Source organism: Clostridium arbusti SL206 (assembly GCF_000246895.1).
GTDB lineage: Bacteria > Bacillota > Clostridia > Clostridiales > Clostridiaceae > Clostridium_I > Clostridium_I arbusti.
The window spans coordinates 17,156-32,576 of the sequence record NZ_BAEV01000005.1; the positions used below are offsets into that span (position 1 = coordinate 17,156).

10 protein-coding genes and 1 other RNA gene are annotated in these 15,421 nt (G+C 30.2%); 3 read left to right on the plus strand and 8 right to left on the minus strand.

The genetic code is table 11. The features are described 5' to 3' along the window. Nucleotides 1-32: 32 nt before the first annotated feature. A complete protein-coding gene (locus RH99_RS19340) occupies nucleotides 33-188 on the minus strand; it encodes a hypothetical protein (RefSeq protein ID WP_010233497.1) in 156 nt (51 codons plus the stop codon). Nucleotides 189-479: 291 nt separating this feature from the next. On the opposite strand from RH99_RS19340, the gene RH99_RS01890 reads away from it, so the two are divergent. Further along, a complete protein-coding gene (locus tag RH99_RS01890) occupies nucleotides 480-755 on the plus strand; it encodes a DUF2196 domain-containing protein (protein WP_010233498.1) in 276 nt (91 codons plus the stop codon). A gap of 64 nt (nucleotides 756-819) precedes the next feature. Here RH99_RS01890 and RH99_RS01895 read toward each other — a convergent pair whose 3' ends face one another. The 5 genes from RH99_RS01895 to glyA form a co-directional block, all read right to left on the minus strand. Next, nucleotides 820-1,050, minus strand: a complete 231-nt coding sequence (locus tag RH99_RS01895; RefSeq protein ID WP_010233499.1) for a hypothetical protein — start codon at nucleotides 1,048-1,050, stop codon at nucleotides 820-822. 253 nt (nucleotides 1,051-1,303) lie between these two features. After that, on the minus strand, nucleotides 1,304-2,485 hold the full coding sequence (locus tag RH99_RS01900) for an alanyl-tRNA editing protein (RefSeq protein WP_010233500.1): 1,182 nt from the start codon (nucleotides 2,483-2,485) through the stop codon (nucleotides 1,304-1,306). A gap of 26 nt (nucleotides 2,486-2,511) precedes the next feature. Beyond that, the gene (addA, locus tag RH99_RS01905) at nucleotides 2,512-6,576 is read right to left on the minus strand and encodes a helicase-exonuclease AddAB subunit AddA (protein ID WP_010233501.1); all 4,065 of its coding nucleotides are present in this window, start codon (nucleotides 6,574-6,576) and stop codon (nucleotides 2,512-2,514) included. Next, nucleotides 6,576-10,025: a helicase-exonuclease AddAB subunit AddB gene (addB, locus tag RH99_RS01910; protein WP_010233502.1), complete on the minus strand. Its 3,450-nt coding sequence runs from the start codon at nucleotides 10,023-10,025 to the stop codon at nucleotides 6,576-6,578. Before addB ends, addA begins: the two co-directional genes overlap by 1 nt. A 430-nt stretch (nucleotides 10,026-10,455) precedes the next feature. Next, on the minus strand, nucleotides 10,456-11,691 hold the full coding sequence (glyA, locus tag RH99_RS01915) for a serine hydroxymethyltransferase (protein WP_010233503.1): 1,236 nt from the start codon (nucleotides 11,689-11,691) through the stop codon (nucleotides 10,456-10,458). Between the two features lie 236 nt (nucleotides 11,692-11,927). Here glyA and RH99_RS01920 point away from each other — a divergent pair, with 236 nt between their 5' ends. Beyond that, nucleotides 11,928-12,701, plus strand: a complete 774-nt coding sequence (locus RH99_RS01920; RefSeq protein ID WP_010233504.1) for a threonine/serine exporter family protein — start codon at nucleotides 11,928-11,930, stop codon at nucleotides 12,699-12,701. Then, a complete protein-coding gene (locus tag RH99_RS01925) occupies nucleotides 12,698-13,150 on the plus strand; it encodes a threonine/serine exporter family protein (RefSeq protein WP_010233505.1) in 453 nt (150 codons plus the stop codon). The genes RH99_RS01920 and RH99_RS01925 overlap by 4 nt, the downstream gene beginning before the upstream one ends. Nucleotides 13,151-13,327: 177 nt before the next feature. On the opposite strand, the gene ssrS is transcribed toward RH99_RS01925, so the two are convergent. Further along, nucleotides 13,328-13,507, minus strand: a non-coding RNA gene (gene ssrS / locus RH99_RS18430) — 6S RNA. 114 nt (nucleotides 13,508-13,621) lie between these two features. After that, nucleotides 13,622-15,421, minus strand: a complete 1,800-nt coding sequence (gene aspS, locus RH99_RS01930) for an aspartate--tRNA ligase (RefSeq protein ID WP_010233506.1) — start codon at nucleotides 15,419-15,421, stop codon at nucleotides 13,622-13,624.

Below are 15,421 nucleotides of genomic sequence, written 5' to 3' on the forward strand. Positions count from 1 at the left end.
AAAAAACTTTAAAAAGCTGTGATATATAAATGTTATTTATCAAATACTCCACCCTGTTTAGTATTTTTAAATGCCCCTTGACTTTTTCCAATACTTTTGTCTGCTCTTTTAAGAGCACCTTGCTTTGAACTCTTTTTCTTTTTTTCTTCAATTATTTTTTTCATCATTTCAATATTTTTATCTGACATACTATCTCTCCTTTATATGTAATAATGTATTTGCGTTTAAATATAAATAATTCCTATATCACTTGTCACTATTTATATTAAGGCACATTCAAATAAATAACTAGTCAGTATGCTAGTCTATAATTAAACATTATAATATTTAATTTACCTACAATATACTAAGATTAATTATTACTTTTATACAATAGTATCATTTTATCCTATAATCTGCTATACTTATTCTCATATTAGAATAATAAAAAATATTAAGCTATCATTTTATAATATTAACAAAACTAAGGAGTACGCACTATGGAAAAAGATTATTTTAAAGATAGATCCTATGAATGCAAATTAGTAAACTCTATTAATATAGGTGACACTGTATATGTTTGTGAAAAATCCATGCAAAGATCTGCTTCTAAAATTGAAGATTTAGCAAAAGGAGTTGTCATTCGTAAACTTACAAGACACGATCATCCAAGAGGGATAAAAGTAGAAATCAAATCTTCTAATGGCAAGACAATTGTAGGGAGAGTTGTATACCTAGTCAGAGATAATAAAATTCTATACGGTAACAGAATTTGATGCATTGAATTCTAGACACCATCAAACTTTGTTGCCTTTATAGACATCTTATATCCTAAATTTATTATCTCAAACTCTCCTTCAACCTATTTATATTATTCCTAAATCTAAAATTTGTCTTTTCATCCTTACCCATTTCCTCCATAAGAGCATGAAATTTATCTATATCATATATACCTTTTTCAGTAAATATCTTATTTAAGACTTGCAATACCAAAAGAACTTCCTCCATTGCTTCTTCTGTAAATTCTTCTCTTGCCATTATATTTTTTAACAATTTCTCATTATCATTCATTAATCTCCCACCTTTTAATGAATTATTCTACACTAAATGGTAAATTCCTTCTTCATAATATTGAATTTAAACATAAACAGAGTTATTACATTAGAAATATTGCATTTCATAGTTATGTGATGAAAATAATAAAATCAGAGTAGACAATTATATAAAAAGAGAATCTAACTTTTAGATCTTATTATAACTAAAAGTTAGATTCTCTTTTATTGGTAAACTATATATTTTTATATAAAATATTAAATTATAAATCTTATTTTAACACATTTTCCTTCAAGTATTCAGTAAAGTTTCTCATTGAATCTGTATCCTTAAAATTAGCTTGAGCTCTCTTTGCATTTCCACCGCCTCTACCATTAAATTCTTTTAATTTTTCTTTAAATAATTTTCCGCATTCTACATCAAAAGAACCATTGTGAGCAAATAAAACCCTATTATCCTTTAAAGAACTTAGTACTAGAATATATTCTTCATTCTTTAGATGTTCATAAAGCTTGTCTAAGAAGTCAAAGCCCTCCTCTTTGTATTCCGCAACTATGTATTTTGAATCAGCCTTTTTTATTAGTTCCTGTGCTTCATTCTCAGCTATTTCACCATATAGATTTGAAATATTCTTTTTTAAGTTTCCTATTTCCTCTGTCTGACTCTTTACCTTATTTACAATTTCAGAATCTTCCACTGAGAATCCTCTGGCAATTTCTGTAACATAGTCATTCTTAGTCACATAATCTTTAAATGCTCTCCATCCACATTTAATATATATTCTAGTCATTCCCTTATTCTTTTCCCATTTTACTACTTTAATAGTACCTATTTCTCCGGTTCTCTGAACCTGAGTGCCGCAGCAAGCGCTATAATCTAGATTTTCTCCCATTTGTACCATTCTTATAGTTCCTTCAGCTTTAATAGCCTTTCTTAATGGAAGCTTCTCAGCTTCTTCCTTAGTTAAAAAATAAGTTTTTACAGGTTCATTTCTAAAAACATAGGAATTAGCTTCTATTTCGGCTCTCTTTATCATATCTTCTGTCATATCTTTAATTTTAATATCCATTGTTACATATTCTTCTCCAAGATGAAAACCTGCATTAGCAGCATGATATAGCTTAAAAAATGCTGCTGACATAAGATGCTCTCCTGAATGCTGTTGATTATGATCTACTCTTCTTTCAAAATCTGCTTTACAATCAACCATTTTATTAGTTGGTTTTTCTGGCATAACATGATATATTACATCATCCTTTTCATAAACATATTCCACCTTTATGTTATCTATATAACCTATATCAGAAGGCTGGCCTCCTCCTTCTGGATAAAAAGGAGTACTCTTTAATACCACTTCATATTTACCATCTTTCTCTATTATATCTTCTACCTGGCATTTTCCCTCACAAAGATATGGGTCCTTATAAAAAAGTTTTTCAGTTGTACTAGTCATATTCATTACTTCCCTTCATTTATATATTATAGCATTTTTACAATTCTACCATCATAGAATAAGTATAAATACTGTTCTTTAACTTCTTTTCCTGTTATTTTTGTAAGAGCCTTTGAATAATATTTCAGCTGATTTCTATATTTACTTACTACTTCATCTACATTTTTATCCGTTACATAGTCCGTCTTATAATCTACAAGCACTAAGCCATCCCCATCTTCAAAATAACAGTCTATAGCTCCTTGAAGCATTATAGTCTCATCTTCATAATTTTCCATAGGAATTTCTCTATACACATCAGAAGCACTCAATCTTATTACGAAAGGAACTTCTCTCCTTATATTTTCTGCTGATAGCATCCTTTCTCCCAAATCACTTTGGAAAAATCTTTCTATCTTTTCTACATCTACAGCATCTGCTTGCTTTTTAGTTATTAATTCTTTAAAAATCATTCTAGCTATTTGTTCCTTTATGCTTTCCGCTGTGAATGATAAGCTGAAATCTAATCTTTGCATTACCGCATGCATAGCTGTTCCTTTTTCTGCTGGTGTAAGACCCTTTTTTTCTTCTAAAAAATCAGGTCTTTTCTTTAGAACCGGTGGAAATATATTTCTTGAATATTCATCCTCAGAACTTTGCTGCCTTTTCAATTCTGTAACAGATACACTAGATGGTAATCCTTTGGAAATATTATATTTATATTCCCAGCTAAGTTTTCTGTTTATTTCCTCATAATAAGGAGTTCTTGGTTCTCTATTTTCTATTTCTGAAAGAATATTTTGAAGTATATCTATCTTACTTGATTTTTTATCTTGATCAACATTCCCCTCTTCACTAAAAGTATTAACTTTAATAAGTTCTTCATTTTTAGGCAATTTTATATTTACCTCTTCTAAGGAGTTAATATCTATATTACTTTGTTCACTATTATTCATATTTATATCATTACCCTTTATAGCTTCAGCTCTACTCCAAAGCTTTATGTCCCATTTTGACTCATCATAGCATTTACAGCTATCTTCTATAGATACATCTGCTTTTTCTCTTAATATTTCTCCATCTTCATGTTTCATAATAGCTGGGCATATCCAATCTAAATAGTTTCTTCCCCTTAGTATTATATTTTCTGATATTTTTTCTTCTTCATTATCCATATCAGCTGACCAGTTTAAAGCCGCTGCTGAAATATCTCTTACAGCACCTGTTATTATAAGTTTTTCTTTTGCTCTAGTTAATGCCACATAGAGTATTCTCATTTCTTCTGAAAGACTTTCCAATTTTATTTTTTTCTTAATTGCATTTTTAAATATAGTAGGATAAGATATTCTCCTCTTAAAGTTAACATAATCTGGACCTATCCCAAGGTTATGATGAAACAGTACAGATTTTGATATATCCTTTAAGTTGAAATTTTTACCGGTAGCTGAAAGTATAACTATGGGAAATTCTAGTCCCTTACTCTTATGAATACTCATTATTCTCACTACATTTTCATTCTCACCTAATATTTTAGCACTTCCCATGTCTTTACTACTTATTTTTAATTTGTTTATAAAGTTTATAAAGTTAAATAGCCCCTTATAGCTTGTATTTTCATAGGCTCTTGCCCTCTGAAATAGTATTCTTAAATTTGCCTGTCTTTGAACTCCTCCTGGCATAGCTCCAGCATAGCTATAATAGCCAGTTTCAGTATATAAATACCATATAAATTCGTCTATAGGCATATGTAAGGCTAAAGTTCTAAATTCTTTAAGTCCTCTTATAAAATCATAACATTTTTTAGCTAAAACCTTATTTATACTATTTTCTTCATCTAACTCTACATATTGTTCATTAATATGTTTAGTATTTTCCTCATCCTCTGCATAAATATCTTCAACATTATCTTGAATTCCATTATGAACATTGTTTAACTTTTCTTCATGATTCCCAAAAATATTATGATAAGCATCTTCATTTTCAGCATAAATCACCTCAGGACTTTCCTTAAAGAAATCATCATATTTAGTTGCTATAAATCTCATCAGTTCATAAAAATTGCTATTTCTATTTAAAGTTCTTATATCTATAATTTCTTCATCACTAAAAGAAGCTATAGGTGAACGCAGCACTGATAAAAGTGGTATGTCCTGAAGCGGATTGTCTATTATTTGCAAAAGCGAAAGTATTGTTTTAATTTCTGTAGTTTCAAAATAACCAGTTCCTGTATCTGCAAATACGGGGATATCAAATTTCTTTAATTCCTCCGTAAATGTTGGTGCCCAGTTTGACGTAGCACGAAGTAGTATCACTATGTCCTTATATTGAATGCTTCTGTAGTTATTAAGATTTTTATCAAAAACTGCATAGGGCTTATCTTTTTTATCTATAAGTTCTTTTATTTTTGCTGCTACCATTCTAGCCTCAAGCCTTATGTTATCAATATCCTCTTCTTGCTCCTCTGAATTTTCTTCGCTATTTTCCAATTTATCTTTACTTTTAATCTTATTTTTTTCAATTATATGAATCTCATTGTTACCTAGTTCACTAAATTCATCATTATCTACAATCTTAAATTCTGCTCCTGGCTTTAACTCCTCTCTTTCATCATAATTTAATTCACCTATGTTCTTTGACATTATAGCTTTAAATATGTAATTAGCTCCATCCACTACCATTTTTCTACTTCTGAAGTTCTTAAAAAGCAGTATCTTTCTATTCTTTGCTCCCTGTTCACTAGAATAATTAATATATTTTTCTAGGAAAAGTTCTGGCTTAGCCTGTCTGAATCTGTATATACTCTGTTTTACATCTCCTACCATAAACAGATTTGGATTTTCCATATTATTTCTGGATATAACCTTTAATATAACTTCCTGAACCATATTGCTGTCCTGATATTCATCTATTAAGATTTCTTCGTACTTTTCTCTAAGCTCAAGCGCTGCTTTTGAAGGTATTATGTTACCTTTTTCATCTTTATCCGTAAGTATTTTTAATGTAAGGTGTTCAAAATCATTAAAATCTATTATACCTCTGCTTCTCTTTTTCTTAATATATTCCCTATCAAATTCTATTACTAATTCTCCAAGACATTTCATCATAGGATAGAGCTCTCTAATGTGCTCTGCCATATTTTCTCCTGTGGAACTAAGTACTTCTTCTTGCATTTCTTTTATTTGTTTTTTGTACTTATCTCTTATCTTTTGTACTTGATCTTTTTTATCCTTATTTACATCTTTACCGCATCTCTTTAAGCTAGGAAAATTTACTATAGCTAAACAATCTATAAAACTACTCCATGAATTTTTAGAAGCTATGATTAAATCATTTACTATAGCCAAATCTTCTCTATAGGATTTATCATAAGGTAACAAAGTATCTTCTTTCTCTATAATATTTATTGCCTTTTCTATTATCCTATTTATTCCCGTAAGCTCTATATTTATATTTGACAGTATTTCCTTTGCCCAAATGGAATTTCCAAAGTCAAAATCTTCACTTATATTAAAAGCTTCTCCCATATTATGAAGCCATTGTTCTGGCCAAGGACTGCTCTTTGCAAAATTATAAAGAGAAAGTACCATTTCTATAAGAGCTGAATCATCTCTATTAGAACAATAACACTCTATTAAATTTAGAAAAATGCTATTTTCATCTTTCTCCTCATATTTTTTATCAAATAGCTCTTCTATGGCTTCATTCTTCAGCAAAATTGCTTCTGTTTCATCTGCTATTCTAAATTTAGGATCCAAGTCTATAAGGTGAAAATAATTTCTTATTACATTAAGACAGAAGGAATGAATAGTAGTTATTTTAGCTTTATTTAGTAGTATCAATTGCCTTTGAAGAAGTTTTGATTCCGGTTCCTCAAAAAGCTCTCTTGATATAGCTGCACCTATTCTCTCTCTCATCTCTGCCGCTGCTGCATTGGTAAAGGTAACTACTAACAATCTGTCTATGTCCACAGCATTCTTTTTATCTGTAATCATTTTTATTATTCTCTCTACTAATACTGCTGTCTTTCCTGACCCAGCAGCAGCTGCTACCAGCAGATTACACCCTCTAGTCTCAATAGCTTCTTTTTGTTCTTTCGTCCAGTTATTACCCACTATTTCTCCCCCTCCTCTTTCTTATTAAGAAGGTTCCAAACTTCTTCATCACTCTTATCTTGTACCACTCTATAACTATTGTCCTCCATAGATGTATCAAAGGAACATATGGAAGAATACATACAAAAATCACAGGGTACAGAATCTTTATTCTTACAAGGTTTAATACTTATATCTCCACTAAGCATACTTTCACAATTATTAGCTATTATATTTTTTACATGTTCCCTTAATAGTTCAAATTGATGTTTTGAAGCAGCTTGTGACTTTCCTAAGGAACCATCTTTGTTTATTCTAGCAGGAACAACTAAAGAATTACCTTGCATTTCTCTATCCATTTCTTTAATTATGTCTGGATCATCAATTAATAAACCTTTCATTTTAAATTTTTTCATTATTTCCTTTTCAATTTCATCATCACTTAAATCTTTACTACTCTTTATCATAGGATCATCTATTTTAAAATATAATACAGCTCCTGGAATAGGTTTCTTCTCTAGATCTCTTCCCTCTTCTGTAAGTATAGCATCAAGATAAAGTAAAAGTTGAATTTGAAGACCATAGTAAACATCTGAAAGCCTAAAAAGTTTATTTCCAGACTTATAATCTATTATTCTTATATAAGTTTCTTCGTCCTTTACTAGCATATCTATCCTATCTATTCGTCCTATTAATTTTATCTTTTCTCCAGAGGTAAGCTCCACCACTATAGGAGGATAACCACCATTCTCACTAAAGTCTATTTCATATCCCACAGGTTTAAAACCACTTCTCTTTATGTGGTTTGTTATTACAATAGCAGTTTTAGTAAGCACTCTTTTAAGCCTTTCCGTAAGATACTGATATCTAGCAGAGCTGTTTAATATAAAACTATTACTCTTTTTAACATTTTCCTCTACAATACTGCTTATACTTTCCTCGCACCACTGCTTTTCAAGGTCATCCCAAGAAAGCTGTTCAATCTTTACTTTTTCACTAAATTCATCTATTATCTTATGCATAAAAGTTCCTATATCAGGGTAACTAAGCTTAAATACTTTTCTTTCTTTTGCATTTAAACCATATTGAACATAATAGGCAAAGGGACACTGTGCATACCTCTCCATCCTTGATACATTTATATGCATATTATCACCATAAAGCTTTTTAGCCTTTTCACTATTGATAAGCTGCGTTTGATTTGTATAAGCCGCCCCACTAAAGGCTCTTTTACACTTTTCTCTCCAATATTCATAATTACTAAACCACTTATAAACATCTCTCCAAATTATAGCATCATCATCTTCATCTAATCTTTTTCTCAGCACATATATAAGCTTATTAAAAGCTGGTAATTTTGCATCTATAAGCTTCAATCTGTCTTCATCCGTTTCAGCAAAAATCAAATCACTTTCTTCAGTTATGTTTGGAAATATATTCTTTAATCTAGAAACTATTATAGAAGGTCTTAAACTTTTCCCCTCATAATCTGCCATAGGATAACTTATTCTAAGGTATTTCCCAGGAATTGTAAGCGTAGTATATACTAAAAACTGTTCTTCAAACGCAGCTGCTCTTGTATCCTTTGCCAGTTCTACTCCTCTTTCCCTTAAATTTTCTCTTTCCATATCACTTAGTATTCCCTCATCATTATTAACAGAAGGAAATACTCCATCATTTACTCCAACTAGATACAAAATACATATATCATGACTTTTTAATCTTTCTACACTTCCTACTAGTACCTGATCCGCTGATGGTGGTATTAATCCCATCTTATGTTCCCTAAAACCTATGGACATTATTTTAACAAATTCCTCTAGAGTAAGTGGAATTTCTCCCATCACTTCAACTGTCTGATCCAGTAATTCTATTATTATATTCCATATTTGACTATATTCATTGGCAAGGGTTTGTCTTCTATCTTTTTTAAATTTTTCAACTAAAGCCTCTACTTTTTCTGGAGCCTGTATTTCTGTTAAAAACTCAAATACAATTCTACATATTTCTTCTCCATTTTTCTTTCCTCTAGTATTTTTATAAAGCTTTTTTAAAGGTTCTATAACAATTTTCCTTATACCATTAACCTTATGCAAAAACTCCTCTTCTTCAATGGATATTTCATCTCTTCCAAACATAGAATCTGGTCTGTAATCCCAAAGTTCTTCCTCTAGCCACTTTTTCTTACCCTTTATTCCCGCTGCTAGAACATAGTTTTCAAGAATGTCTACTGATTCATTACTTACATTTGTAAGTCCCGTTTTTAAATACCTAAATACAGATTCATAGGACCAATTTTTAGTTAGTATTTCTATTACAGAAGTTATAAGTACAACTATTAGATTTCCTTCTATGTTTCTCTTTTCATCTATAAAGTAAGGAATTTCATATTCTTTAAAAATTGAAGCTATTATATTCTCATAATTTTGTAAGTCTCTTGTTACAACAGCTATATCTTTAAACCTATATCCTTTATCTCTACACATCTTTATTATATCTCTAGCTGTATTTTCTACTTCTGAATATGTATTTTGCGCTCTAAATAGTTTTATATCTACAGTTTTACTCTTATATTTTTCATAGGGAAAAGCAAATATATTTTTTTCTAAAAATGCAATTTCCTTGCTATCTTTAAATCTATGAAAGGGCTTTTTAGTAAGTACTATAGGTTTATCCAACTTTATATTATTATTTTTTATAATTTCTAAAATTCTATCTTCTGTTCCCTTAGTAAATTCAAAAATATCTGTACCATAGTTTTTTCCATCTTCATAATCACTAGTTAAAGCTATATTTACACGTTTAGCCTTTCGTGTAAGCTTTTCTATTATTTTATATTGTTGCGGTGTAAAACTAGAAAACTCATCAATCCAAATTTCAGCATTATTAAATATATTTGATTCATCAAGTTTTTCTTCAAGCACAGTTAAATCATCATCAGAATCTATATAATTTTTATGTAATAATATTTCGAATTCACCATATATTCTACTTAGATCCAAAAGTTTGTCTCTTAAATTCGTATTATTCTCCATATTTTCTGCAGTGTCTCTTAGAAATTCTGGTGTAATAGCATATCGCTTAAATTCACTTATAGAATCTGATATAGTATTTATAAACCCCTGCTGAGTTGCAGTTCCCCTAAATACCGTTAACTCTTCTAGGATTTTATCTACTATATGGAAAATCAGCATACATTTTCCTGCTGAATCCATATGTTGATGAGTAATTCCACCCACTTCATTCATTACCCTAAAAGCCATTCTTTTGAAACTAATAACTTTAACATTTAAATTTGATCTTTCCCCTATAGAATTTAAAACATTTTTTTCTGATTGAAAGGAAAATTGTTCCGGAACTAGATATATTAGAGGATATTCTACTTCCTTCTCTACTTTTTTCTTTATGTCCTCTATACAAAAATGACTTTTACCACTTCCTGCCCTGCCATATATAAATCTCAAACTCATAAATTCACATACCCTTCTAATTTCAAATATATGTATACTATACAAAAATCCTGTTGCCATTTAACTATTTATATTTAATTATATCCATATTTTAATCATATATCTCCATGTAAGGCACATTCAAATAAATAACTAGTCAGTATACTAGTCTATTTTGAATCCCACCGCGTCAACAGAACCCTAAGATAGTTCACTATCTTAGGAACCTATTTCCTTGTTGACTTCAAAATATACGTCGCATCTTTGACTTGTTATTTATTTTCATATGCCTAATTATTTATTATCTTTAATAAAATCATCTACATATATTCTATCACATTTTATTTGTTATTTCATTTTTAATAAAAAAAGCACTAAATTGAACCTCTTAGGGTTTAATTTAGTGCTTTTTTATAGTAACTAACCAATAATTAAATTTAGTTAATCTCTATTATTTATATATAGGAAATTTGTTACATAATGCTGTTACTCTTTCTTTTAATCCAGTTAAATCTTCATCTCTTTTTTCAATAGCTTCATTGATGAAAGCTGCTATCTCTTTCATTTCTTCTTCTTTAAAGCCTCTTGTTGTTACAGCTGCAGTACCTATTCTTACACCACTTGTTATAAAAGGGCTCTTTGTTTCAAATGGAATTGTATTTTTGTTTGCTGTAATTCTAACTGAATCTAAAAGCTTTTCTGCATCTTTACCTGTTATATCCTTGTTAGTTAAGTCTATAAGGATAAGATGGTTATCTGTTCCACCGGAAACCAATCTAAAACCATATTTTATAAGTTCTTCTGCAAGTACTTTTGCATTTTTTATTATTTGATTAGCATAGTCCTTAAATTCAGGTTTTAAAGCTTCTCCAAAACATACAGCCTTACCTGCAATGATATGCATTAACGGACCACCTTGCATTCCAGGGAATATTGTCTTATCTAACTCCTTAGCATACTTTTCTTTGCATATAATAGCTCCGCCTCTTGGTCCTCTTAGTGTTTTATGAGTTGTTGTAGTTACAAAATCTGCATAAGGTACTGGAGATGGATGTACTCCACCAGCTACGAGACCTGCTATGTGGGCCATATCTACCATTAAATATGCTCCTACTTCGTCACTTATTTCTCTGAATTTCTTGAAATCTATTATTCTTGAATAAGCACTAGCACCAGCTATTATCATCTTAGGTTTGCATTCAAGTGCTTTTCTTCTAAGTTCTTCATAATCTATAAGTTCAGTATCTTTATTTACTCCGTAACTAACTATATTAAATAATTTTCCTGAAAAACTAACTGGACTTCCGTGAGTTAAATGTCCACCATGACTTAAATCCATACCAAGAATTGTATCTCCTGGCTTTAATACTGAGAAATATACTGCCATATTTGCTTGAGAACCAGAATGTGCTTGTACATTTACATGTTCTCCACCAAATAATTCTTTCATTCTATCACGTGCTAAGTCTTCAGCTTGATCAACTATATAACAACCACCATAATATCTTTTTCCTGGATAACCTTCTGCATATTTATTTGTAAGATATGATCCCATAGCTTCCATAACCGCTTGACTTGTAAAATTTTCCGAAGCTATAAGTTCAATATTATTTTCCTGTCTTTCATGCTCTTTTTCAATTATTTCATATACCTTTTCGTCATTTGCCTTTACGTTTTGAAAATCCAATGTTTACACTCCCTTTATTGATTAAATGTTATTGTATTTTTCACTATAACTATGATTATATAATGGAAATACAAATAAAACAATAATAATTTAATTTATCCTACAAATATGATCAAATTATAATTAAAACCACACTTTAATTATCAATCTTTCAAAGTTAATATTAAGCTCTTTGTTTCTTATTATTTATGCTATAATATGTTTGTAAAATGAAAAATGCTATTAAGGAGATATTAATGGAGACCAATAAAATACTTGATTTAGCTGCCGAAGCTGGTAAAATAATGCTTGAAAATGGTGCAGAGACTTATAGAGTGGAAGAGACAATGATAAGAATATCTAAAGCTCTTGGAATAGTTTCTGTAGATGCCTATGCCACCCCAACTGTAATAATGCTTTCAGGTAAAAATGACAAAAATATAAATATTTCAATTGTAAAAAGAATAATAAGTAGAACATTTAATATAGATAAAATATCTAATATTAATAATCTTTCACGAACTATAGAAAGAAAAGGTTTTACTATTGATGATGTAGATAATGAACTTGTTTCTATAAAGAATAGTCCAATCTATTCAAATAAAATAACTCTATTGTCAGCCTGCTTTATTGGATCATTCTTCACAATTTTATTTGGAGGGGATTTTAAGGACTTTTGGTCAGCCTTTATTATAGCTGGAATAATTCAATTTTCTACATCCTTTCTATCTAAATTTAAAGTAGATTATTTTTTCATAAATATAGTAGGTGGTATGGAAGCTGCTCTTTTTGCAATTGTTTCTTATAAACTTGGTTTTGCTGTTCATTACGATAAAGTTATAATTGGTGATATAATGCTTTTAGTACCTGGTCTTGCCATAACTAATGCCATTAGAGATGCTTTAAATGGAGATTTGATTTCCGGTACTTCTAGAGCTATTGAAGCCTTTTTTATAGCAGTGGCTATAGCCGTAGGTACTGGTATTGTTTTCAAAATATGGTTTGACTTTTTAGGGGGTATCAGTATATGATTATGTATTCTATTTACTCATTTATAACATCTTTAGGATTTGCAATAATCTATAATGTAAAAGGTAAAAATGTTTTTTTGGCTGGTATTGGAGGCGGTGTTTCATGGCTTGTATATCTAATAGCACATCATTTATATAATTCTAATGTATTAGCACTATTTTTAGGTGCTGTAGCTGTTTCCATTTACTCAGAGGTAATGGCAAGGCTATTCAAAGCACCAGTAACCACTTTTATAATCTGTGGTATTATTCCTCTAGTACCTGGTAATGGAATGTATTACACCATGTATGAAATAATACTTGGTAATGTGGCAAAGGCTACTACTTATGGCATTCAAACTTTAGGTTCCGCAGGTTCTATAGCCATAGCTATTGCCATGGTATCATCCACATCAAAGCTTTTATTGATGAAAAAAAGAATATTCTCCTTAAATCAAAATAATCATTAGTATTTAGCTGATTCCACCGTTAATTTTATTCATAGATTCTAAATAAAATAAGGTTTAGTTCTATAATTTTTCTTAAATCATAGAACTAAACCTCTTATTATTTATTATTTTAAAATATACTTATTAAATTTCTAATTATATTTTCAGTAAAACAATTATTATTTCTTATTATAACATAGAAACCCCACCATGCCGTATGATGAACTTAAATGATAACCCGCTCTCGCAGGTGGGCACCGCCTTCTTGCTTCTTGTTCTTATTTAAACAAATAAGTATCATTCCACAAGGAGAGTTAGGTTCCCTGAAAAAAAGTGTTGGGTCAACATAAATTCACTTCTCGTACACAGTAGGGAAATATTCAATTGTTTCTACAATGTTATTATACTACAATATTATATTTTTTAGAATGGTAATTTACAATATTTATATACTTAAGCATACCGAAATAAATAAAAAGTTAACTATGTTAGTTATTCATTTGAAGATGCCTTATCTTCTTTTACCACACCTATACCCAATTCCTCAAGTTGTTTATCATCTACAAAATTAGGTGCTTCTGTCATAACGCAGGCAGCATTTTGATTCTTTGGGAAAGCAATAACATCCTTTATATTTTCTGTACCAGCAAGGAACATAATCATCCTATCAAGCCCATAAGCTAAACCGCCATGTGGTGGTGGACCATATTTAAAGGCTTCCAGTAAGAAACCAAAACTCTCCCAAGCACTTTCCTTAGTAAATCCAAGTACTTTAAACATTTTTTCTTGAAGATCAGTTTCATGGATTCTTATACTTCCCCCACCTAATTCTTCTCCATTTAATACTATGTCATAAGCCTTAGCACGAACTCTACCTGGGTCACTTTCAAGATATTGAATATCTTCATCCATTGGCATAGTAAAAGGATGGTGCTCTGCTTGAAATCTATTTTCTTCTTCATTGTAGGATAAAAGAGGGAATTCTGTAATCCAAACAAATCTAAATTCCTTATTATCCTTTAATATTTCTAATTCCTTTGCAAGATGTAATCTTAATTCTCCAAGAGACTTAAATACTACACTATTTTTATCTGCAACTATTAATATTAAATCATTAGTTTTAGCGTCCATAGTAGTTATTATGGATTTTAATTGTTCTTCTGTAAGAAATTTAGCTATTGGAGATTTTATTTCATTTTCTTTAACAGCTATCCAAGCAAGACCTTTTGCTTTAAAGGTCTTAACAAATTCTCCAAGCTTATCTATTTGTTTTCTTCCCATGGTTCCACAGCTCTCAGCTTTTATGGCCCTTACACTTCCGCCATTTGCTAATGCATCTTTAAATACTTTAAACTCAGTATCTTTAACTACTTCACTTAAGTCACTTATTTCCATACCAAATCTTAAGTCTGGTTTGTCGCTTCCATATTTTTCCATGGCAATTTTATAAGGCATTCTTTCTATTGGCGTTTTTACTTCCACTCCAGCTACTTCTTTAAATACTCTTTTTATAAGTTCTTCATTTAATGCTATTACATCATCTTCTTCTACAAAAGAAAGTTCCATATCTACTTGAGTAAATTCTGGCTGTCTGTTTGCTCTTAAATCCTCGTCTCTAAAACATTTAACAATTTGAAAATATTTATCAAAACCTGAAACCATTAAAAGCTGTTTTAAAAGCTGTGGTGATTGAGGCAATGCATAAAATTTTCCATTAAAATTTCTGCTTGGTACAAGATAATCTCTCGCTCCCTCAGGAGTACTTTTTCCTAACATAGGAGTTTCAACTTCCAAAAACTCTTTTTCATCCAAAAAATCTCTTATAATTTTTGCAGTTTTATGTCTTGTCATAAATATTTTCTGCATATCCGGTCTTCTTAAATCCAGATATCTATATTTAAGTCTTATATTTTCTCCTGCGTCCAAATTTTCCTTTATGTATATTGGTGGTGTTTCACTTTCAGATAGAATTTTTATATTTTCTCCAAGTAGTTCCACCATACCTGTTGGCATACTTTCATTCGGTGCTTCTCTTTTAACTATCTTGCCTGTAACAGCTATACAATATTCTGATCTTACAGTATCAGCTTTTGCAAAAGCATCCTTATTTATTTCTTCTCCAAACACTACTTGAAGTAATCCTGTTCTATCTCTCAAATCTACAAAGACAAGTCCACCTAGATTTCTCTTTTTTTGAACCCATCCCATAGCAGTAATTGTATTTCCTACATTACTTTCTCTAAGATCACCGCACATAACGGTTCTTTTGAGACCTTTTAATGCTTCTCCCAT